At 74.3% G+C, this 21711-nt stretch carries 16 protein-coding genes; 10 read left to right on the forward strand and 6 right to left on the reverse strand.

Features of this window, described 5'->3' with window-relative positions; genetic code table 11:
• Position 1 precedes the first annotated feature (1 nt).
• The 3 genes from ACTOQ1_RS04515 to ACTOQ1_RS04525 all read left to right on the forward strand — a co-directional run bounded on the left by ACTOQ1_RS04515 (position 2) and on the right by ACTOQ1_RS04525 (position 3259).
• The gene (locus ACTOQ1_RS04515; protein ID WP_350945978.1) at positions 2-241 is read left to right on the forward strand and encodes an acyl carrier protein; all 240 of its coding nucleotides are present in this window, start codon (positions 2-4) and stop codon (positions 239-241) included.
• A gap of 57 nt (positions 242-298) precedes the next feature.
• Positions 299-1531 carry a beta-ketoacyl-ACP synthase II gene (fabF, locus tag ACTOQ1_RS04520; RefSeq protein WP_440064620.1) on the forward strand — a complete coding sequence of 411 codons (1233 nt, stop codon included), beginning with the start codon at positions 299-301 and terminating at the stop codon, positions 1529-1531.
• Positions 1532-1837: 306 nt separating this feature from the next.
• On the forward strand, positions 1838-3259 hold the full coding sequence (locus ACTOQ1_RS04525; protein ID WP_440064621.1) for an acyl-CoA carboxylase subunit beta: 1422 nt from the start codon (positions 1838-1840) through the stop codon (positions 3257-3259).
• Between the two features lie 313 nt (positions 3260-3572).
• Here the strand turns inward: ACTOQ1_RS04525 and ACTOQ1_RS04530 are convergent, their stop codons facing one another.
• Positions 3573-4067, reverse strand: coding sequence for a DUF3145 domain-containing protein (locus ACTOQ1_RS04530; protein ID WP_344747901.1), 495 nt, complete (start codon positions 4065-4067; stop codon positions 3573-3575).
• 206 nt (positions 4068-4273) lie between these two features.
• Here ACTOQ1_RS04530 and ACTOQ1_RS04535 point away from each other — a divergent pair, with 206 nt between their 5' ends.
• The 4 genes from ACTOQ1_RS04535 (at position 4274) to ACTOQ1_RS04550 (ending at position 9100) form a co-directional block, all read left to right on the forward strand.
• Positions 4274-5341 carry a S8 family peptidase gene (locus tag ACTOQ1_RS04535; protein WP_440064623.1) on the forward strand — a complete coding sequence of 356 codons (1068 nt, stop codon included), beginning with the start codon at positions 4274-4276 and terminating at the stop codon, positions 5339-5341.
• A gap of 61 nt (positions 5342-5402) precedes the next feature.
• Entirely contained in the window at positions 5403-5975 is a 573-nt protein-coding gene (locus ACTOQ1_RS04540) for an RNA polymerase sigma factor (RefSeq protein ID WP_440064625.1), read from the forward strand.
• The gene (locus ACTOQ1_RS04545; RefSeq protein ID WP_440064626.1) at positions 5972-6436 is read left to right on the forward strand and encodes a hypothetical protein; all 465 of its coding nucleotides are present in this window, start codon (positions 5972-5974) and stop codon (positions 6434-6436) included. Before ACTOQ1_RS04540 ends, ACTOQ1_RS04545 begins: the two co-directional genes overlap by 4 nt.
• Complete coding sequence (locus ACTOQ1_RS04550; protein ID WP_440064627.1) at positions 6437-9100, forward strand: CHAT domain-containing protein; 2664 nt, start codon at positions 6437-6439, stop codon at positions 9098-9100. It begins immediately after the preceding gene.
• Here ACTOQ1_RS04550 and ACTOQ1_RS04555 read toward each other — a convergent pair.
• Genes ACTOQ1_RS04555 through ACTOQ1_RS04565 form a run of 3 tightly spaced genes read right to left on the reverse strand, consistent with a single transcriptional unit; the run spans position 9040 to position 11587 of the window.
• Complete coding sequence (locus ACTOQ1_RS04555; RefSeq protein WP_440064628.1) at positions 9040-9876, reverse strand: sulfurtransferase; 837 nt, start codon at positions 9874-9876, stop codon at positions 9040-9042. The two genes, ACTOQ1_RS04550 and ACTOQ1_RS04555, sit on opposite strands and share 61 nt — an antisense overlap.
• Positions 9873-11000: an alkaline phosphatase family protein gene (locus ACTOQ1_RS04560; RefSeq protein ID WP_440064630.1), complete on the reverse strand. Its 1128-nt coding sequence runs from the start codon at positions 10998-11000 to the stop codon at positions 9873-9875. Before ACTOQ1_RS04560 ends, ACTOQ1_RS04555 begins: the two co-directional genes overlap by 4 nt.
• Entirely contained in the window at positions 10997-11587 is a 591-nt protein-coding gene (locus ACTOQ1_RS04565; protein WP_344918415.1) for a DUF5998 family protein, read from the reverse strand. Before ACTOQ1_RS04565 ends, ACTOQ1_RS04560 begins: the two co-directional genes overlap by 4 nt.
• Before the next feature lie 498 nt (positions 11588-12085).
• Between ACTOQ1_RS04565 and ACTOQ1_RS04570 the strand changes: the two genes are divergently transcribed.
• Positions 12086-12619, forward strand: coding sequence for a hypothetical protein (locus tag ACTOQ1_RS04570; protein ID WP_440064631.1), 534 nt, complete (start codon positions 12086-12088; stop codon positions 12617-12619).
• A 5-nt stretch (positions 12620-12624) separates the two neighbouring features.
• Here ACTOQ1_RS04570 and ACTOQ1_RS04575 read toward each other — a convergent pair whose 3' ends face one another.
• Complete coding sequence (locus ACTOQ1_RS04575) at positions 12625-15243, reverse strand: bifunctional acetate--CoA ligase family protein/GNAT family N-acetyltransferase (protein WP_440064633.1); 2619 nt, start codon at positions 15241-15243, stop codon at positions 12625-12627.
• Between the two features lie 211 nt (positions 15244-15454).
• Here ACTOQ1_RS04575 and ACTOQ1_RS04580 point away from each other — a divergent pair, with 211 nt between their 5' ends.
• On the forward strand, positions 15455-16348 hold the full coding sequence (locus tag ACTOQ1_RS04580) for a carbohydrate kinase family protein (protein ID WP_440064634.1): 894 nt from the start codon (positions 15455-15457) through the stop codon (positions 16346-16348).
• Positions 16349-16514: 166 nt separating this feature from the next.
• Positions 16515-19388: an ABC transporter substrate-binding protein gene (locus ACTOQ1_RS04585; RefSeq protein WP_440064635.1), complete on the forward strand. Its 2874-nt coding sequence runs from the start codon at positions 16515-16517 to the stop codon at positions 19386-19388.
• Between the two features lie 153 nt (positions 19389-19541).
• On the opposite strand, the gene ACTOQ1_RS04590 is transcribed toward ACTOQ1_RS04585, so the two are convergent.
• Positions 19542-21611, reverse strand: coding sequence for a RecQ family ATP-dependent DNA helicase (locus tag ACTOQ1_RS04590; RefSeq protein WP_440064781.1), 2070 nt, complete (start codon positions 21609-21611; stop codon positions 19542-19544).
• Positions 21612-21711: the final 100 nt, after the last annotated feature.

A 21711-nucleotide genomic window follows, 5' to 3' on the forward strand; every position in this document is an offset into this window, starting at 1 on the left:
CATGGCTCTGACCGAGCAGGAGATCCTCGCCGGTATCGGCAAGATCATCAATGAGATCACCGGGATCCCGGCCACCGAGGTCACCCCGGAGAAGAGCTTCGTCGACGACCTCGACATCGACTCGCTGTCCATGGTCGAGATCGCCGTCGCCGCTCAGGACGAGTTCGGCGTCGAGATCCCGGACGACCAGCTCAAGCACCTCAAGACCGTCAAGGACGTCATCAACTTCATCCAGAACTGAGACGTCCCGGCTTCCTCCCCCGACCGATTTGACCAGCGATTCACAAGGAGCGCAGCAGTGAGTACAGACCAGGTACGTGTCGTCGTCACCGGGCTCGGCGCGACCACGCCCCTCGGTGGGGACGTCGCCTCGACCTGGTCGGCGCTCCTCGCCGGTCAGTCGGGGATAAGCACCATCACGGCCGACTGGGTCGACTCCGTCCCGGTGAAGTTCGCCGGCCTCTCCGCCGTGGAACCGACCGAGGTCCTGCCCCGGCCGGAGTCACGGCGGCTGGACCGGGCCGAGCAGTTCGCCCTGATCGCGGCCCGTGAGGCGTGGGCGCACGCCGCGATCGACAAGGTCGACCCCGAGCGGCTCGGCGTCGTCGTGGGCAGCGGTATCGGGGGCATCACCACGATCCTCGCCGCCTACGACACCTTCAAGGAGAAGGGCTGGCAGCGGCTCTCACCGTTCACCGTCCCCATGCTGATGCCGAACGGCTCGGCGGGCTGGATCGGCATCGAGGTCGGCGCGCGCGCCGGCGTCCACGCCACGGTGAGCGCCTGCGCCACCGGCGCCGAGTCGATCGGGTACGCCATCGAGATGATCCGCTCAGGCCGGGCCGACGTGGTCGTGGCCGGCGGCACCGAGGCGGCCATCCACCCGCTGAACATCGGCTCCTTCGCCGCCATGCGCGCCATGTCCACCCGCAACGACGAGCCGCAGCGCGCCTCCAGGCCGTGGGACAAGGGCCGCGACGGCTTCGTCCTCGGCGAGGGCGCGGGCATCCTGGTGCTGGAGTCCGAGGAGCACGCCCTCGCGCGCGGCGCCACGATCTACGCCGTGGCCGCCGGCGTCGGTTACTCGGCCGACGCCCACCACATCGCGCAGCCCGAGCCCACCGGCGCCGGGGTCATGCTGGCCATGCGCCGCGTCCTGGAGAACGCCGGCCTCACGGGCCAGGACATCAAGCACGTGAACGCGCACGCCACCTCCACCCCCGCGGGTGACGTGGTGGAGACGATGGCGATCAAGGAAGTCATCGGCGACCACCCCCTGGTCAGCGGCACCAAGTCGATGACCGGTCACCTGCTCGGCGGCGCCGGCGGCATCGAGTCCGTCTTCACCGTCCTCGCGCTGCACGAGCGTCGCGCGCCTGCGACGATCAACGTGGACGACCTCGACGACGGCGTGGAGGTCGACATCGTGCGCGACGAGCCGCGCGCCCTGCCCGACGGCCAGATCGCCGCGATCAACAACTCCTTCGGGTTCGGCGGACACGACGTCGCCGTGGCCTTCACCAGTCTCTGAGCCGTGGCCTTCACCGGCCTCTGACAGGAAGCCCGTGCCGGCCTCCCTCCCGCGACGCGAGCCGGGGAGTTCCAGCCCTCACGGGCCGGGCCTCCCCTCTTCGCGGGCGGTCGCCGTTCCGGTCGAGGCGAGGGACGGGAAACCGGCCGGCGGCCTTCGCCGGCCGCACATCTCGCCGGCCCGGCGGTAGGTCCGGCGGCTCGGTTCTCGCCGCCGGACGGCCGGAAGCCCGCCAACACCGCGCGGCGACGCGCCGCGTTTCCCGCCCAGGACTGAGCTCCGGGGTCTCCATGCTGGAGGTAGCTGATGACCGTGCTCGGCAACAGGGTGGTGAGCGAGGAGTCCGGACAGGACCCTCTCGATCCCCGTGACCCCCAGGCGCGTCTCTCCGCCCTGCTCGACGAGGGCTCGCCGCGTCTGATCTCGCCGGTCGACCGCAGCGGCATCCTCGCCGCGACGGGCCGCCTGGAGGGTGTGCCGGTCGTCGCGTTCGTCAGCGACGCCCGCGTCCAGGGCGGTGCGATGGGCAGCGAGGGGTGCGAGCACATCGTGCACGCCTACGACGTCGCGGTCCGCGAGCGGGTTCCCGTCATCGGCGTCTGGCACTCCGGCGGCGCCCGCCTCGCCGAGGGGGTGGAGTCACTGCACGCGGTCGGCCGCGTCTTCGCCGCGATGACCCGCGCCTCCGGCGTGGTCCCGCAGCTGTCCGTGGTCGTCGGCCCCGCCGCCGGCGGTGCCGCGTACGGCCCGGCGCTGACCGACATCGTGATCCTGGCCGACGAGGGGCGCATCTTCGTCACCGGCCCCGACGTGGTCCGCAGCGTCACCGGCGAGCAGATCGACATGGCCGCCCTGGGCGGTCCCGAGCCGCACAGCAGGCGAAGCGGCGTCGTCCACGTGGTCACCGGGACCGAGACGGACGCCTACGCGCAGGCCCGCCGCCTGGCGGTGCTCCTCGGTCACCAGGGCCGGGCGCGCACCGAGGTCGAGGAGGTCGACTTCTCCGGCCTGCTGCCCGACAACGTGCGCCGCGCCTACGACGTGAAGCCGCTCGTCACGGGCCTGCTCGACGAGCCGGGTGTGGAGCTGCACGCCAAGTGGGCGCCCAACATCGTCACCGCCCTGGGCCGCCTCGGGGGCCGGACCGTGGGCGTGGTGGCCAACAACCCGCTGCGTCTGGGCGGCTGCCTCGACTCCGCCTCGGCGGAGAAGGCCGCACGGTTCGTCCGGATGTGCGATGCCTTCGGGGTGCCGTTGGTCGTCCTGGTGGACGTCCCCGGCTACCTGCCGGGCGTCGGCCAAGAGCACGACGGCGTGGTCCGCCGCGGCGCCAAGCTCCTGCACGCCTTCGCCGAGGCCTCCGTACCGCGGATCACCCTGGTGACCAGGAAGGCGTACGGCGGCGCCTACATCGCGATGAACTCCCGCTCGCTGGGCGCGACCAAGGTGTTCGGCTGGCCGACGACCCAGATCGCGGTCATGGGCGCGGTCGCCGCGGTCCGCGTCCTCAAGCGCCGCGAGCTCGCGGCCGCCCCCGAGGAGGAGCGCGCAGCCCTGGAGACCAGGCTCGCCGAGGAGCACGAGATCCTCGCCGGCGGCCTCGACCGGGCCGTCGAGCTCGGCGTGATCGACGAGGTCATCAAGCCCGAGGAGACCCGGGGCGCCATCGCCAGGGTCCTGGCCCAGGCGACCCCCGCCAGGGGCGCCCACGGCAACATCCCTCTCTGATCCCCTTCTCGCGGTCGTTCGACGAGCCCCCGCCGGTCCCGCCGGCGGGGGCTCACCCGTTCTCCCGCCGCCCTTCCCCCGCGGCGGGAGAGGCCTCCGCGCGATGACGCCGTTCCCCGGAGCGGGACGATCGTGGCCGGGCGGCCCGTGGGAGCCGTCCGCGCGAGGGATCGAAACGGGCCGCGAGGCCGCGAGGGCGTCGCCGCGGGCCGCGTCCGTCCCGGCGGAACGGCCGCCGGGCACGTTCCAAAATCGTGTCCGCGGCGGCCGTTCCACGCGAGAGAGCGGAAGGCGCCGGCAGGGACATGCCCGATCAGACGGCGGCGTGCAGCCAGCGGACCGGAGCGCCCTCGCCCGCGTAGCGGAACGACTCCAGCTCGGCGTCCCACTGCTTGCCCAGCAGGCGGTCGAGCTCCTCCTCGAGCACCACGCGGCCCTGGCGGGCCATCAGCATGGCGGAGCGCAGCCGGTCCTCCGGGATCAGGATGTCGCCGGTGGCCCCGACCACGGCCGTGAAGGCGCCGAGGGAGGGGGTGTAGGCGTGCCGGGTGCCGTCGGCGCCCGGTGAGGCGTCCTCGGTGATCTCGAAGCGGATCCGCTGCCAGCCCATCAGTGACGAGGTGATGGCCGCCGCGGTACCGACACGGGCCTCCCACTCGGCCTGCGCGCGCACGTGACCGGGCGCGGCGGGCTGTGGCGTCCAGGTCAGGTCCACGGGCACGCCAAGGACACCTGCGACCGCCCATTCAATATGAGGGCACAGCGCAGGCTGAGCCGAGTGGACGTAAAGCACGCCACGAGCAGACACCGGACCTCCCGTTTCGTACGAGGTGCGCCTTCCCCAACGGCCTCATACCAGGATGATCACAAGTGACTGAAGGAGAGACTACCGTCGGTTGTGACGTCGCACCAGAGGGGGGTCATACCGAGATGTTGCGGCGCGGGCACTTGGCCGGGGCATCCTCGGGAATGAAGGAAACCCCACGAACTGGTGATCGCCCCCCGGAGGACCAGATGAACACCGGCATCGAACGGGTCGAACCCATCCCCGGTTCGCCCGCCCTGATCAGGAAAGGCCAGATGCTGACCGACGCCTCCGGCCTCGCGGCCACCGCCCGCTGGGCCGACGCCGTCACCGAGACCGGGGGAATCTACCGGGTGCGGCTCTCACCGGGCGTGGACGTCTGCGACCTGGTGGCGTCGGTGCGGGCACGGGGCGTCCGGGCCTCCCCCAACCACGTCCTGACGGGCCAGCCGCTCTACTTCGGTGGCCCGGCCTCCCGCCCCTTCCCCCGCGCGGCCCTCCCCGCGCCCGAGCCCGCCCCGGCCGGGCCCCCGGCGAGCGCCGTGACGGTGGCGCTGGCCGACACCGGCCTGGCGGAGCACCCCTGGTGGCAGGAGAGGCCGTGGTTCCTGGAACGGGGACGGGAGTCCGCCGAGACACCCGACTCGGACGGCGACGGCGAGCTGGACCTCCAGGCGGGACACGGCACGTTCGTCGCCGGGCTGATCCTGCGATCGGCCCCGCTGGCACACCTGCGGCCGATCCGGGTGCTGGACGGCCACGGGATCGGGGACGAGGCCGGGCTGCTGCACGTCCTGGGACGGCTGCGGGCCGAACCGCCACGGGTGCTCAACCTGTCCTTCGGCGGGCACACCTTCGACGACCGGCCTTCCCCGCTCGTGGAGGCCGCCCTGGAAGAGCTGGCCGGCACGGTCACGGTGGCCTGCGCGGGCAACACCGCCTCCGACCGCCCCTTCTGGCCCGCCGCGTCACCCGGGGTGATCGCCGTCGGAGCGCTGGACTCCGGCGGGGAGGCACGGGCCCCGTTCTCGGCGTACGGCCCGTGGGTGGACGCGTGCGCCCCCGGCGAGTGGCTGTCCAGCACCTTCCTCGAGCACGGCGCGTTCCAGGGCTACGCGCGCTGGAGCGGGACCTCCTTCGCCACCGCCCTGGTGAGCGGGGCGATCGCCGCGGCGTGCGCGGACCGGCCCGCCCCGGAGGCCGTGAAGCACGTCCTCGACCCGTCCGGGAGCAGGCGGATCCCCGATTTGGGAGTCGTCGTGCCCATGCCCGGCTAAAGTCTCACCCAAAGTCTTCACGCGAATACCCAGAGTGTTCTACGCGGCCATGGAGGTGCCGGTGGGCGACCAGCACACGATCGACGCCATCCTGGTGGACGACCAGGCGGCCTGGGACGAGCTGGTCACCCGTTTCGAAGGGCTGCTGTGGTCGGCCGTGCGCGCCTACGACCTGAGCCCGGCCGACGCCGCCGACGCGGTGCAGGGCACCTGGCTGCGGCTGCTGGAGAGCCTGCACACCATCCGCGATCCGGACAGGATCGGTCCCTGGCTGTTCACCACGGCCAAGCGCGAGGCGTCCCTGCTGAGCCGGCGGCACCGGGGCGAGCGGCTGGTCGCCGACCCGGCGGACGTCGAGCACGCGCACCTCGCCCCGGCCGGCGCCGGGCACGCCCACGCCGATCCCGCGCTGGCCGTGCTGAGCGCCGACGAGGGCCGCCGCCTGTGGCAGGCCGTCGACGAGATGCAGGAGCCGTGCCGCTCGCTGTTCCGGCTGATGGCCACGGCCCCCGACGCGGGCGTCCACCAGCTGGCCGGGCGTCTGGGCATGCCCAGCGGCAGTTACGGCCCCACCCGGGGCCGCTGCCTGAACCGGCTCCGCACCCTGCTCACCGCCCGGGAGGCGACACCGTGACGCGACATCCGACGGCGATCGACGACGAGTCCCTGATAGCCGCGCTGCGCCTGGCCTCGGGGAACGACCCGGTGCCCGCGCGGGTGACGGCCGCCGCCCGCGCGGCCTTCGGCCTGCGGCTGCCCGACGCCACCACGGCCCGCCCCGTGGCCACGCCCGTGCCGCGAGGCGTCCGGTCCGCCGAGGAGCCCCGGCTGCTGAGGTTCACCGCCGGCGAGCTCACGGTGGAGCTGGAGATCACCTCCGTGGACGGCCTGGTCGACCTGGCGGGCCAGATCTCCCCCTGCCCCGAGGCGGGCACGCTGGTCGAGGTCCGCACCCTGCACCTCACCGAGTCACGCGCGCTGTCCGCGACGGGCCAGTTCGCCGTCACCGGCCTGCCGCCGGGCTGGTTCAGCGTGGTGTGCCACCGGCCCGAGGGCTGTCCCGTGGTCACCAGCTGGACCCGGATCCGCCCGTAGGTGACCTCCGACGAGGCGCTCGCCGCCGCCGAGCACGCGGTCGAGCTCTCGGGCAGCGACCCGGCCCGCGCCCTCGCGCTCGCCCGCACCGTGCTCGCCGCGCTTCCCGCGTCCTGCCGGGAGGCGGCCGATCGGCCCGGCCCGGGTGGCGCTTCGGGCAGCGGCGCCCCGGAACGTGATCCGGAGAGCGACTCGGGCGGCGGTCGTGACGGCGGCGCGGTCGCGGGCCGGGTCGCGGGGTGCGGGCACTGCGAGGCGGAGGCGGTGGCGCACCGGGCGCTGGCGGTGGCGGCGCGCGAGCTGGGCGACCTGCCGTTCGCCGAGGAGCGGCTGGGCCGGGCGGTGCGGATCGCGCTCTCGGCGGGGCTGCCGCACCGGGCGGCCCAGGCGCGGCTGTCGCTGGTCCACGTCCGCACGGAGCTGGGGCACCCCGAGCAGGCGCTGGCCGTCGCCGCGGACGCCGAGCCCGGCCTGACCCCGGCCGAGGTGGGCAAGCTCGGGGTGCACCGGGCCGTGGCCCTGGCGCGGCTCGGCCGCTACCGCGAGGCCGTCGACCACTGCGACCGGGCCGTGCCCGTCCTCGGCGGCGACGTCAGGTTCCTCGCCGGGGCGATGCTGAACCGCGGGCTCGCCCGGGTGTTCCTCGGGGAGTTCGGGGCGGCGGAGGACGATCTGAGCCGGTGCGCGGAGCTGGCGAGGGACGCGGGCCTGGAACACGTTCTCGCGCTCGCCGAGGGGAACCTGCCGTTCCTGGCCGCGCGGCGCGGTGACCTGCCCGCCGCGTTCAGCGCCTACCGGCGCGCGGAGAGCGTCCTGGTCGGCTACCCGGAACGGCTGGCGACGGTGCGCTGCGACCTGGCCGAGGCCCTGGTCGGCGCCCATCTGCCCGGCGAGGCGCGGGTGCTGCTGGAGATGGCGGTTCCCGAGCTGGCGGCGGCGGGCGCCGGGACGGCGCTGGCCGAGGCCCTCCTCCTGCTCGCCAGGGTCGAGCTGCGCACCGGTGATCCGCGCCGCGCCCGGGAGAGCGCCGAACTGGCCGCCCGCGAGCTGGCCGCGCAGGGGCGGACGGTGCTGGCTCCGGTGGCCGACGAGATCGTCCTGCGGGCCCGGCTCGCGCTGGACCCGCCCTCGGCGGAGCTGCCCGCGGCGATGCTCTCGTGCGCCGACGCCCTCGACGCCGCCGGGCACGGGGACACCTCGGCGGCGCTCAGGCTCACCGCCGCCGAGGTCTCGCTCGGGCTGGGAGACCGGCCGTCCGCCGAGAAGCAGCTGGCCCTCCTGGCCCGCTCGGGCCGCGGGGTGGTCGCCCTTCAGGCGACGGCGCTGCGACGGTCCCTGACGGGAGATCGGAGAGGGGCGTTCGCCGCGGTGCTGGCCGGGCTGGCGGAGGTGGGCGCCGGGACGAGGACGTTCGAGGATCCGGTGGTGCGCGCGCACGCCGCCAGGGCCGGTGAGCCGCTGGCCGGGTTCGGGCTGGCCCTGGCGATGCGGACCGGGCGGGGCCGCGCGGTCCTGGCCTGGGCCGAGCGGTGGCGGGCGGTCACCGGGGGTGCCGGCCGGCCGCTCGCGCCCGGCCTGGCCGCGCTGCGGGCGGCGCTCGGGGAGTCGATCCTGGTGGAGTTCGTCCGCCACGAGGGTGACCTGGTGGCCGTCGTGGTCGCCCGGGACCGCGTGACGCTGCGCCGTCTCGGACCGTTCGCCGCCGTCGCCGAGGCCACCGTCCGCCTCCGGTACGGGCTGCGCAGGACGCACCTGCTCGACGGGAGCGCCCCCGAGCCCGGCGCGGAGGCCGCGGAGCTGGAGCGGCTCCTCTTCGGCTCGCTGCGTGACCGGCTGGGCGGCCGGCCGCTGGTGATCGTGCCGACGGGGACGCTGCACACCCTGCCCTGGCCGCTGCTGCCGATGAACGCCGACCGGCCGGTGACCGTGGCGGCCAGCGCCGCCGCCTGGCTGGCCGGGTGGCGGGTGCCGGCCGTGCGGGAGGGGCGGGGGGCGGCGGTGCCGGTGGTGGTGGCGGGACCGGGGCTGCGGTACGCGGAGGCCGAGGCCCGCATGGTCGGCGAGTGCCATCCGGGGACCGAGCGGGTGGCGGCGCGGCGGGCGGAGGTGATGGCGGCGCTGGGGCGGGCCGACGTGGCCCACCTGGCCGCGCACGGGATGTTCTCCCCGCGCAGCCCGCTGCTGTCGAGCATCGATCTCGACGACGGCCCGCTGATGGCGTACGACCTGCTGCGGCTGCGCACCCCGCCCGCGCTGGTGGTGCTGTCGGCGTGCGACGCGGGGATGGCGCACGCCCCCGCGGACGGGGCGCCCCTGGGGCTGGCGGGCACGTTCCTGTCGCTGGGGACGCGATGCGTGGTGGCCAGCCTGGTGCCGGTGCGCGACGAGGAGACGCTGACGCTGATGACCGCCTTCCACGGGGCGCTGGCCGCCGGCGACCCGCCCGCGCGGGCGCTGGCCGTCGCGAGCGGGAAGACCGGCGTGGCGGGCTTCGTCTGCTTCGGGTGCGGGGACCGGCCGGTGGCGACCGGCCCGCGGGAGCCGGTCACCCGGGGCGGCCGGCCGGTGGCGACCGGCCGGAAGGAGCTGATCGTCCGGGGCGGTCAGCCGGTGGCGACCGGCCGGGAGGAGTCGGTCACCCAGTCGGACCACGACCCGACGTAGAGCGCGGCCGGGATGCCGGCCACCTCCAGGGCCAGCACCTCGTGCGCGGCCGTCACGCCGGATCCGCAGTAGGCGCCGACCTCCACACCGGGGACGACGCCCAGGGTGTTGAAGCGTTCGCGCAGGAAGTCGGGCAGGTGGAAGCGTCCGGAGGGGTCGACGTTCTCGCCGGTGGGGGCGCTGACCGCGCCCGGGATGTGCCCGGCGACCGGGTCGATCGGCTCGACCTCGCCCCGGTAGCGCTCGGCCGCGCGGGCGTCGAGCAGCACCCCGTCGGCGGCGAGCTCGCCGGCCCGTGTGGCGTCGAGCACCGGCATCCCGCCCGGCCGCGCCTCGAAGTCGCCGGGCTCGGGGCGGCGCTCCTCGACGGAGACCGGCAGGCCCTCCGAGACCCAGGCGCGCAGGCCCCCGTCGAGGACCCGCACGTCGGGGTGGCCGAAGAAGCGCAGGAGCCACCAGGCGCGGGCGGCGGCCGCGGTGGAGTCGGCCCCGTCGTAGACGACGACGGTCCGGGAGCCGGACACGCCGAGCCGGCGCATCGCCTCCTGGAACGCCTCGGCGGAGGGCAGCGGGTGGCGCCCGCCCTCGCCTCCCGGCCCGGCGTGGGCCGCGAGGTCGGTCTCCAGGTCGCAGAAGACCGCGCCGGGGATGTGCCCCTCGCGGTAGGAGTCGATCCCGGCCGGTCCCGTGGGCAGGACGGCGAGCTTCCAGCGCACGTCGAGGACGCTCACCCCGGTCATGCCCTCCAGCTCGGCGGGGGTGATCAGCGGGCTCATCGGGTGCTTACCTCCAGAAGGGGAACGTGCTGCTCGGCGGGTGTCAGCGAGCCGTGGCAGCCGAGGAACCCCGCCTCGTGCGGCTCGGCGACCGAGGCGACGACGGCGCAGTCGGTGTACGGCACCGCGAGGACGTCGCCGATCCTGGGCAGCCACTCCGGACGGATCTCCGGCCCGAACCAGCCGGATTCGACCGCCTCCTCCCGGGACACCACCCACGCCTTCCCCTTGAGGACGTCGCGCCAGGTGTCGAGGACCGCCGCCGAGGCGCCGGGGGCGGTGTAGAGGTGGCGGGCCCTGGCCTCCCCGCCGAGCAGGGTGACGCCCTCGCGCAGTTCGGGGAGGGCGTCGACGTCGACGCGGTCGGTGACGTTGATCATGCCGTGGTCGGCGGTGACGTACATCGCCGAGTTCGGCGGGAGCGTCTCCGCCAGCCGCTCGGCCATCCGGTCGACCAGAGCGAGCTGGTCGAGCCAGGCCGGGGAGCCCCAGCCGTTGACGTGGCCGGTGGAGTCGAGGTCGCCGTAGTAGACCGAGACGTGGGCCCGGGGCTCGGCCAGCGCGTGGCGGACCCCGGCGATCCGGTCGTCGACCTCGTCGGCCCCGACGAAGCGCACGCCCCGGTAGACGGCCCTGTTGAAGCCGGTGGTCTCGAACTTGGCCGGGCCGACGTAGCTGACCGTGACGCCGGCCGCCGCCGCGCGCTCGTAGACGGTCGGGGCCGGCTGCCACTCCCCGGGCTCGACGAGGGGGCCCGGGGCGGTCCAGCGCAGGCAGTTGAGCATGTATCCGGCGCCGGGCACGGCGAGCTGGTAGCCGAGCATGCCGTGCCCGCCCGGCGGCATGCCGGTGCCGAGGGTGCCCAGGCTGGTCACGGTCGTGGCGGGGAAGCCCGCGGTGAGCACCCCGCCGGACACCCCGCCGGACAGGGAGGACAGGAACGGCGCGACGTCGGGGTGGGCGCGGATCAGCTCGGCGCCCATGCCGTCGACGAGGAACAGCAGGACCCGCCCTGCCGGGGCGAGATCCAGCGGGTTGTCGCCGTCCACCCCGACCGCGGCGAGCAGCGAGGCGGACAGGTCCGCGAGCGAGGCCGTCCCGTACGCGGGGACCAGGGGGTTCATGAGGCGGTGCGGGCGGTGGCCTCCGACAGTGCCTTGGCGAAGGCCAGCACGTGGGAGACGGCCTCCGGCCCGTCGGCCGCCTCGCTCACCCGCAGGGAGAGGTCGTCGGCCGTGATGGCGCCGGTGTATCCGTGGTCGGCCTCGCAGTTCTCGTCGCCGCAGGTGGCCGGCTCCAGGTCGACGTGGGAGATGGCCCCCCAGCCGATGGTGAGCGTGACCTCCGTGGGCGGCACTCCCGGCACGTAGGAGGCGGGGTCGGGGACGACCCGGGTGACCGCGACCGACTGGATCCGGCTGAGGCGCACGGCCTCGGTGGTCGTGGAGGCGTGGGACGCCGACACCCCCTCCACCGGCGGGTGCTCGTCGGTGTGGCAGACGAGCAGCCGGGTGGGGGAGAGCACCAGCACGGTGACGTGCCTGCGAACCTCCATGGCCGGGTCGAAGGTGGCCTCGTGGTGCACGACGTAGGCGTCCACCTGCTCCTTGCCGAGCGCGGACTCGACCGCGTCGGCGACCAGGTCGGGATAGTAGCCACTGCGGTCGATGGCGTCGCGCAGGCCGGCGGACGAGAGTCGGGTTTCCCTCATGGGTCCATCCTGCCCTGTCCGGGGCAGCGCTTTCACCGGGAGCACGTGAGCTTCGGCCCGCGGTGCAAATCGTGATGCGGCCCGCCATCGGCTTCTCCGGCCGGAAAGGCGTCGCAGGGGCGTTCCGGGAGCCGCCTGGAGCCCGTTCCCGCCCGCGGCTTTACCCTCCGATCGGTTTGGCGTGATCCCGTCGGGGTTATCGGGAGCGATAGCGGTGGCGTGCGCGTACGTCCGGGGAGCGGTAACGGGCGATTCTCCGCATTCTCCGCCTTGCTTTACATATCTGGGAATGCTTTTCACCGCCCCGAAATCGGAAGCGGTGCATTCCTATCGGAATCGGGGGCGAGGAATATGGCCGGTGAAGGTCCGGATTCAGCGGGGCGGACCGGAGGGACCGGAGGAGCACGGCCGGATTCGCCGCAACGGGCCCGGCCCGCGTGGCGGACCGGCCTCTCACGCCTCGCGGCGACCGTCCCGGTGACCGTCGTGACGGCCGCCATGACTGCAGCGGCGGCGACCGCCGTGGGCCCGTCCGTCTCGGGGGCGGAGCTCCCCGGCGACCTGATCCTCACCACGGTTCACGACGGCCCGTTCGAGGCGGGCGGCGCCGGCACGTTCTCCATCGACGTCACCGCGGCCCCCGGCTCCGCCGGGATCACCCGCCCGACCGAGGTCGCCTACCACTTCCCCTCCGGCCTGACCCCGGTGAGCGCCTCGGGTACGGGCTGGAGGTGCCGGATCACGGCCAGGGTCGTCGGCTGCGGCACGCGCGGCCTGGTCGCCCCCGGGTTCCAGCTTCCCCGGATCACGGTCGGCGTGGCCGTGTCGCGGAACGCCTCGGGGACGCTGACCGCGTCCGGCAGGGCCGTCCATGCCGTCCGGGACGGCATGGAGGACGTGGTCGACCCCAGCGCGGAGACGGGCACGAAGACAGGCACGGAGACCGCGATGGAGACCGGCCCCGCGCCCGCCACCGTCGCCAGCACGGTCCAGATCGTCCCCGCGGCCCGGCCGACGGGCCAGAACGGGTGAGTCCTCTAGCCGAGACGCCGGGGGCCGCCGTCGGGGCGCGGGCCCTCGTGGCTGCGGAGCACGGCGCGGGCGCCCAGCACGATCACCCCGGACTCCCCCACCAGCACCGGGTCGAGGGTGAGCCGCGCCACCTCGGGGAGGTCGTCCGCCAGCCGCCCGAGCCGGATCAGCAGATCCTCCAGGGCCTCGACGGCGACCGGCGGGTAGCCGTACTCGCCGAGGAGAAGGGGCGCGGCGCGCGGCGACCTCACCAGCGCGGCGGCGTCCTCGCGGGTCAGCGGGGCCAGCCGGTACGCCTCGTCGCGCAGCAGCCTCGCGGTGATCTCGCCGAGCCCGAAGGAGACCACCGCGCCGAAGGCCGGGTCGTCCATCACCCCGGCCACGGTCGGCACCGCGGGCTGCGGGGCCATGCGCTGCACCGCGAGCACGGCCTCCGGTTCGAGCTGGCGCGTCAGGTCGGCGTAGGCGTCGCGTACCCCGTCGGGCCCTGACAGCCCCAGCCGCACGGTCCCCGCGCGCATGGCCGCCTCGGGGCCCGCCGCCTTCAGCACGACCGGCCAGCCGAGCCTCGACGCCGCCTCGACGGCCTCCTCCGGCGACTCCACCGTCTCCGACGGCCAGACCTCCACCCCGTAGCGGGCGAGCAGTTCCGAGGCGTCGATCTCGGCCGGGGCGTCTCCGAGCGTCGCGAGCACGAGGTCGCGCGCGGCGCCGGCGTCGACGCCCTCGATCTCCTCGGGCAGTCCCGCGGGCCGTTCCAGCCAGCGCGCGTGCCGCACGACGTGGGCGAGCGCGCGGACCGCCTCCTCGGGCGCCGCGTACGAGGGGATGGAGCCCCGCCCGGGTACGGCGCCGACCCGCAGCTCGTCGAGCATGCCGATCCTGCCCTCGAAGGTGGCCAGCACCGGCTTGCCGCAGTCGCGGGAGGCGCGCAGCAGCTCGGCGGCGACCTCCGCGCCGTCGCCGGGGATGGGCGGCATGTAGATCGCGACCACGGCGTCCACGTCCGGGATCACCGAGGTCAGGGCCGCGCCGAACTCCTCCGCGCAGGCCCGCGCGCCGAGGTTGACCGGCGGGCTCGGCTCCAGGCCCACCCGCACGCAGGCGTCGGCCGCGAGGAGCGCCATCGCGTCGGAGTTGCTGACCAGCCCGACCCTGGACCCGGCCGGCAGCGGCTGGTAGGCCAGCAGCTGCGCCACGTCGAACTGCTGGATCAGGTCGTCGACCCTGATCACCCCCGCCTGCTCGAACAGCGCGCTGAGCGCGGTGTCGGGCAGGCCGAGCACGGGCGCGGCGTGGCCGGTGGGCACGCCCTGGGTGGTGCCGCCGCTCTTGACGACCACGATCGGCTTGCGGCGCGAGATGCGCCGCGCGAGGCGGGCGAACTTGCGGGGGTTTCCCAGCGACTCCAGGTAGAGCAGGATCACGTCGGTCCGCGGGTCCTCCTCCCAGTACTGGAGCAGGTCGTTGCCCGACACGTCGGCGCGGTTCCCCGCCGAGACGAACGAGGAGATGCCCATGCCGCGCTGGGCCACCCGCTGCAGCAGCGCGGTGCCCAGGGCGCCCGACTGGCTGAAGAAGCCGACCCGGCCGAGCCCCGGGAGGGTCGCGGCGAGGGTGGCGTTCAGCCGTACCGCGGGGTCGGTGTTGGCGATGCCGAGGCAGTTGGGGCCGACGACCCGCAGGCCGTACGCGCGGGCGATGCGCGCCAGCTCGTCCTGCCTGGCCCGGCCCTCGGGCCCGGTCTCGCCGAACCCCGAGGAGACCACGATCAGCCCGCGTACGCCCTTCTCCGCGCACTCCTTGACCACCTCGATCACCCCGTCGGCGGGTACGGCGAGCACGGCGAGGTCCACCTCGCCGTCGATGGCCGTCACGCTCGGGTAGGCCCGCACCCCCGCGACGGCCCGCGCCTCGCGGTGCACGGGGTAGACCGGGCCGGCGAAGTCGGCGCCGAGCAGGTTGCGCAGCACGGTCTGGCCGACGCCGCCCGGTTCGCGGCCCGCTCCCACGACCGCCACCGAGCCCGGGGAGAGCAGCCGTTCGATGGAGCGGGACTCGGCGCGGTGCTCGCGGGCGGTGGTCACCTCCTGGGCGGTCTCGGTCGGGGTGAGGTCGAGGGTCATCCTGACCACGCCGTCGGCGAAGCGGCTCTGCGCGGTGTAGCCGACCTGCTTGAGCACCGCCATCATCTTCTGGTTGGCGGGCAGGACGTCGGCGACGAAACGTGCGATCCCCTGCTCCCTGGCGGTGGCGGCCAGGTGTTCGAGGAGCACCGAGGCGACCCCCCGGCCCTGGTGGGCGTCCTCGACGAGGAAGGCGACCTCGGCCTCACCGGGCTCGATCCGGTCGTAGCGGATGACCGCCACCATCTCGGTGCCGATCGTGGCGATCAACGCCACGCGGCTCTCGTAGTCGACGTTGGTGAACCAGGTGATCTCCCGCTCCGACAGCCGCGGACGGGGACCGAAGAAGCGGAAGTAGATCGACTCGTCGGACAGCCGGCCGTAGAAGGAACGCAACCGGTCGGCGTCGGCGGGCCGAATCGGGCGTACGTGGGCGGTGCCGCCGTCCGAGAGAACGACGTCCGCCTCCCAGTGAGCGGGATACTGAGCAGCCTCCACAGTCCCGAGAGTAGACGCGAATCTCAGACGGCAGACCACCCGGACGGATTCACGCAACGCTTGTGCATCGACTGTGGCCCGGTGTCCGGTCAAGACCCCATACGCTGGCCGGAAGCTGTTAAGTTTTTCGCGGTTAGAGGCACGACCAGAGGTATGGCTTGAAGCATGTCTAGAGGCACGTCGGCATCGAAGGCAGCAAGGTGGTGACATCATGACGCGGGTGGTCGTGGTGGGCGATCTCATGACCGACGCGGTCGCGCGGGCTCGCTACCCGCTGGCCAGGGCCAGCGACACACCGGCGATCGTCACCATGCACGGCGGTGGTTCGGGTGCCAACATCGCCTCCTGGCTCGCCGTCGAGGGCACCGAGGTCGCCTTCATCGGGCGGCGCGGCGCCGACATCACGGGCCGTAACCGCGACATGGAGCTGATGGGCTACGGCGTCGACGCCCGCCTCGTCATGGATCCCGAGCGCCCGACCGGCACCTGCGTGGTGCTCGTCACCCACAAGGGCGAGCGCACCATGCTGTCCGACCCGGGCGCGAACGCGGCCCTGTCCCCCGAGGACCTGCCCCGCGACCTGTTCTCCCAGGGCGGGCACCTGCACCTGTCCGGCTACACCCTGATCAACGAGGGTTCCCGCGACGCCGGCATGGCCGCCCTGGAGATGGCCCGCCGCGCGGGGATGTCCGTCTCGGTCGACTGCTCCTCCTCCGCCCCCCTGGAGCGCACCGGCGCCGAGCCCTTCCTGGAGTGGACGCAGAGCGCCAAGCTGCTGTTCGCCAACGCCGACCAGGCCAAGGTCCTCACCGGCCGCGACGACCCCGCCGCCGCCGCCAAGGTCCTCACCGCCTGGTTCCCCCAGGTCGTCGTGAAGCTTCGCGACGAGGGCGCGCTCTGGTACGCCAACAACCGCCCCGACCCGATCAGGGTTCCCGCCGAGCCCGTGGAGCGCGTGGTCGACGGCACCGGTGCCGGTGACGCCTTCACCGCCGGCTTCCTGCCCGCCTGGCTCGGCGGCAAGCCCCCGGCCGAGGCCCTCGCCTCCGGCTGCCACCTGGCCTCCCGGGCCATCTCGCACCTGGGCGCCCGTCCCCGCCTCTGACCGTTCCCGCCTGGGCGCCCGTTGCCTCTGACCCCTCGTGCCGCCGACCGCCCGTGCCGCTGCCGGCCGCCGGTCCGCGCCGGGTGCGGTCCCGGGTTTTCCCGCTCTCCACGGTGATCCAATAATGTGGTGGGACCATGTTCGCGGCGACCCCCTGGAGTGACGCATGCCGGAGCCCCGCCCCCTGCGGCCGGGTGACCCGGAGCTGATCGGCCCGCACCGGCTGGTCGGATTCCTCGGCGAGGGCGGCCAGGGCGTGGTCTACCTGGCGCGCACCCCCGAGGGAGAGCGCGTCGCGCTCAAGGTGCTGCACGCCAGGCTCTCCGACGACGCGCATGCCAAGCGGCGCTTCCAGCGGGAGGCCGACGCCGCCCGGCGGGTCGCCCCGTTCTGCACCGCCCGGGTGCTGCAGGCCGACGCCACCGGCGACCGGCCGTACATCCTGAGCGAGTACGTCGACGGCGAGTCGCTGCAGCAGGTGGTGTCCAGGGAGGGCCCGCGCGAGGAGTACGCGCTGGTCAGGCTGGCCGTCGCCACCGCCACCGCGCTGGCCGCGATCCACCGTGCCGGGATCGTGCACCGCGACCTCAAGCCCAGCAACGTCCTGCTCGGTCCCGACGGCCCCCGCGTCATCGACTTCGGCATCGCCAGAGCCCTGGACGCCGCGTACAGCCTGACCACGGACCTGGTCGGCACGCCCGCCTACATGGCGCCCGAGCAGTTCCACGAGCAGGAGGTCGGACCGGCGGGCGACGTGTTCGCCTGGGCCGGGACCATGGTGTTCGCGGCGACCGGGCAGCCGCCGTTCGGGCTGGGCAACCTGGCCGTGGTGATGCGCCGCATCCTCATCGCGGAACCGGACCTGTCCGGCGTGCCGGAGTCGCTGCGCCCGCTGCTGGGCGAGGCCCTCACCAAGGACCCCCGCTCCCGGCCCGGCTCGGCCGACGTGCTGGACATGCTGCTGAACGCGGCCGGTGGTCCCGGGCCGGTCTCCGGAACGTTCCCGCCCCCCGCGCCTCCCCCGCCACCCCGCGCGCCGGGAACGGCCCGCTCCTCCGCCGCGTTCCCGGCACCGGCCCCCCTGCCGGGCCGCGCGCCGGTCCCGCCCCGGTCCTCCGTCCCGTCCCCGGCACCGTCTGGAGCACCGTCGAGAGCACCGTCGAGAGCGCCGTCGAGAGCGCCGTCGGGGGCGCCGCCGGGGGCGCCGTCTCCCGCGACGCCTTCCACCGGGTTCTCCTCGCCGTCACCCGGCCGGCTCGCCCGGCTCGCCGGCACGGTGGGGCGCCGGCGGATCCTGCTCGCCGCCTCGGCCCTGGCGACCGCCTGCGCGCTGGGCGTCGCCACCTGGCTGGTCCTGCCGTCCGGCGAGCCCGGCGCCGTCTCGCGGGTGACGCCGAAGCCGGCGCCGACCGGCTTCGACGCCGCCTCGGCCTCGGTCGTCAACCCCTCGGCACGCAGGGGCGGGACGATGCGGTTCGGCGCCGGCTTCGTCGCCGACTCCTTCGATCCCGGCAACACCTACTACCCGTCGCTGTGGAACGTCGCGCGGCTCTACGGACGCTCGCTGACGATGTACCGGCCCGTTCCCGGCGCCGGGAGCCGGGAACTCGTCGGCGACCTGGCGGAGGGCCCCGGCGTGCCCAGCGACGGGGGCAGGACGTGGACGTACCGGCTCAGGGAGGGCCTGAAGTACGAGAACGGCACGCCGATCGTCGCCGCGGACGTCAAGCACGCCGTGCTCCGCGCGATCGGCAAGGACACGCTCAGCCGGGGTCCGTACCACTTCGAGGAGCTCCTGAACCTGCCCTCGGGCTACCGGGGCTACTTCGCGTCGCCGAAGGCCGACACCGACGGGGCGATCCGGACCCCGGACGACCGGACCGTCGTGTTCCACCTCAGAAAGCCGCACGGGGCGTTCGACCACGTCGCCCAGGTCCCCCAGACCATGCCGGTCCCCGAGGCGAAGGACACCGGCGCGGCGTACGAGAAGCACGTGCTCTCCTCGGGCCCCTACATGTTCGAGAGCGCGGAGCGGGGCAAGCGGCTCGTCCTGGTCCGCAACCCGCACTGGTCACCGGCGACCGACCCGAACCGCCGGGCGCTCCCCGACCGCTACGAGATCACCTTCGACATGGACCAGGACGCCGTCGACAAGGGCCTCGTCTCCGGCGACCTCGACCTGGACCTCGACTCGGGCGCGAGCGCGAACCTGCCGGAGCGGATCGCGGCCGATCCCGCGCTCAGGGCGAGGGCCGACGCGCCCACGATCGGCTGGCTGCGGTACGTCGCGATCAACCCGCAGGTGCTGCCCTTCGACAACGTGGCCTGCCGCAGGGCCGTGTTCGCCGCGGCGGACCGGGAGGCCCTGCGCGACGCCTACGGCCGCGGCCTGCGCGCGGGCACGATCGCCACCGGGCTGCTCCCGCCGACCATCTCCGGGCACCGTCCGCTGAACCTGTACCAGACCGGCAAGGGCGACGTGGCCGCGGCTCGCGGGCAGCTGGCCGCGTGCGGGCGGCCCGGCGGCTTCGCGGCCACGATCGTCTTCCGGGCCGGGCAGCCCGCCGAGCGGAAGGCCGCCGAGGCCCTGAAGACGGCCCTGGGACGCGTCGGGATCCGGCTCACGCTCAGGGGCATGTCGCAGGCCGAGCACACGGCCCAGCACGGCGGCAGCCCCTCCTACCTGCGGAAGGAGAAGATCGGCCTCTCCATCCGGGCCTGGACCGCCGACTGGCCGGAGGGCGCCAGCTACCTGCCGTACCTGACCGACAGCAGGGAGATCCTGGAGGACGGCCTGTCGTTCAACGTGAGCGTGCGCCTGCCCGAGGCCGACCACCTCATCGACCAGGCCGGCGCCGAGCTCGACACCGGCCGGCGCGAGGAGCTGTGGGCGCGGGTCGACCGCACGGTCATGGAGCAGGCCGTCGTGCTGCCCGTCCAGTGGGACACCCGCGTCCTGCTCCGCGGCAAGCGCCTGACGAACGTGCACGTCAGCCACGCCTTCTCCGACTACGACTACGTCGATCTGGGCCTTTCCTGAGACCCGCGCCTTTCCTGGGGGACGTACCTTCTTGAGGCCTTCCTGAGGCCTTCTTGAGGCCTTCTTGAGGGCCGCGCCTTTCGTCGGGGCCGCGCCTTCCAGGGAGCCCGCCGCCCCCTTCCCGGCGATTCCCGACGGGCTCCCGACCGGCTTCTAGCTGGTGACCGCGAGGGCGAGGGGCAGCACGGCGGGGGCCCCGGCGTGGCGGAGCATGGCGGCTCCCAGCGTCATCGTCCAGCCGGTGTCGACCAGGTCGTCGACGAGCAGGACCGGGCCTCCGGCCCCGGCGACGGCCGGGCCCAGGGCGGCGGGCATGGCCAGGGTGCCCCTGATCGCCTGGACGCGCTGCGCGCTGTTGAACTGCCGTCCGGGCGGGCCCGACCGGTAACCGAGGTCGCCCAGGTAGGACAGGCGCCCCACCTGGGCCAGCCGCTCGGCGAGGCTGCGGACGAGCTGGGGGCGGCTGCCCGAGGGCACCGCGACGACGCCGACCGGGCGCTGGGCCCACTCCCAGGACGACAGCACCTTGATCACAGCGGCGAAGACGTCGTCGGGGACCGGCCCGTCGGCGGCGCCGTCGGCGAGGAGGCCGCGCAGGCGGTTGCCCCAGCCGATGTCGGTGAGCCTGCCCAGCGCCCGGCCGGGCTCGGCGCCCAGCTCCGGCCTGATCCGGCCCTTGAGGTCGGCCAGCCCGGTAGGCCACTGCTTGCGCGCCTCGACGTCCACCCCGGGCCGCTGGAGCCGGTCGGCGGCCGACCGTACGGCCTGCTCGTCCACCTCGGGCGAGCGGTGGAGGCCGGTGCAGTTGTCACAGCGGCCGCAGGGAGAGGCGGTGTCGTCGTCGAGGCGGCGGCGCAGGAACTCCTCCCGGCAGCCGGTGGTGTCGAGGTATTCGAGCATGGCCCGCTGCTCGGCCTCGCGCTCGGCGGCGACCCTGGCGTAGCGCGGGGCGTCGTAGCCCCATGGCTCGCCGGTGGACTCCCAGCCGCCCTTGACCCGGCGCACCGCGCCGTCGACGTCGAGGACCTTCAGCATGGTCTCCAGGCGGCTGCGGCTGAGGTCCACCCGGTTCTCCAGGGCGGCCGTGGACATCACGCCGCCCTCCTCCAGCGCGGCCAGCACGGAGCGCACGACGGGCTCGGGGGGGAAGGCCAGTGAGGCGAAGTAGGCCCAGATGTCGCGGTCCTCCGCGCCGGGCAGCAGGATCACCTCGGCCCGCTCGACCCCTCGGCCCGCACGACCGACCTGCTGGTAGTAGGCCACCGGGGACTGGGGCGCGCCGACGTGCACCACGAAGCCGAGGTCGGGCTTGTCGTAGCCCATGCCGAGCGCGGAGGTCGCGACCAGTGCCTTGATCTTGTTGTCGAGCAGTGCCTGCTCGGCGGCGAGCCGCTCGGCCTGCTCGGTCTGCCCGGAGTAGGCGATCACCTCGTGGCCCTGCTCGCGCAGGTAGGCGGCGATCTCCTGGGCGGCGGCCACGGTGAGCGTGTAGACGATGCCGGAGCCGGGGAGCTCGTGCAGCGTGCGGGCGAGCCAGGCCAGGCGCTGCTCGGCGCCGCGCAGGCGCACGACCCCGAGGTGGAGGCTGTCGCGCTCCAGCGCGCCGCGCAGCACGAGCGTCTCCTCGCCCATCTGCTCGGCGACGTCGCGGGTGACCCTGGCGTTGGCCGTGGCGGTGGTCGCGAGGATCGGCACGCCCTCGGTGAGCTCCTCGAACAGCGTGCGCAGCCGCCGGTAGTCGGGGCGGAAGTCGTGGCCCCAGTCGGAGATGCAGTGTGCCTCGTCGACCACGATCAGGCCCGCGCTCTCGGCCAGCTCGGGCAGCACGTGGTCGCGGAAGTCGGGGTTGTTGAGCCGCTCGGGGCTGACGAGCAGCACGTCGACCTCGCCCTCGGCGACCTGGTTGTAGACCTGCTCCCACTCCTCGGGATTGGCCGAGTTGACCGTGACCGCGGTGATCCCGGCGCGCTCGGCGGCGGCGATCTGGTTGCGCATCAGGGCCAGCAGCGGCGACACGATGACGGTCGGCCCCTCGCCCAGCTCGCGCAGGAGCGCGGTGGCGATGAAGTAGACCGCCGACTTGCCCCAGCCGGTGCGCTGCACCACGAGCACCCGGCGCCGGTCCATGACCAGCGCCTTGATCGCCGCCCACTGGTCCTCGCGCAGCCGGGCGTGCTCCCCGGCGAGCGCCCGCAGCCGCCCCTCGGCCTCTTCGCGCAGCATCAGCTCTTCGCTCACCCGGTCATTGGTACCAGGTCTCGCCGACTGTTTTTCCCCGGTACGGCATACACGGGCGGCACTTGCCGTACCCGGGAGGGGAACG

The sequence above is a fragment of the Streptosporangium sp. OZ121 genome, assembly GCF_051918885.1.
Taxonomy (GTDB): Bacteria; Actinomycetota; Actinomycetes; order Streptosporangiales; family Streptosporangiaceae; genus Streptosporangium.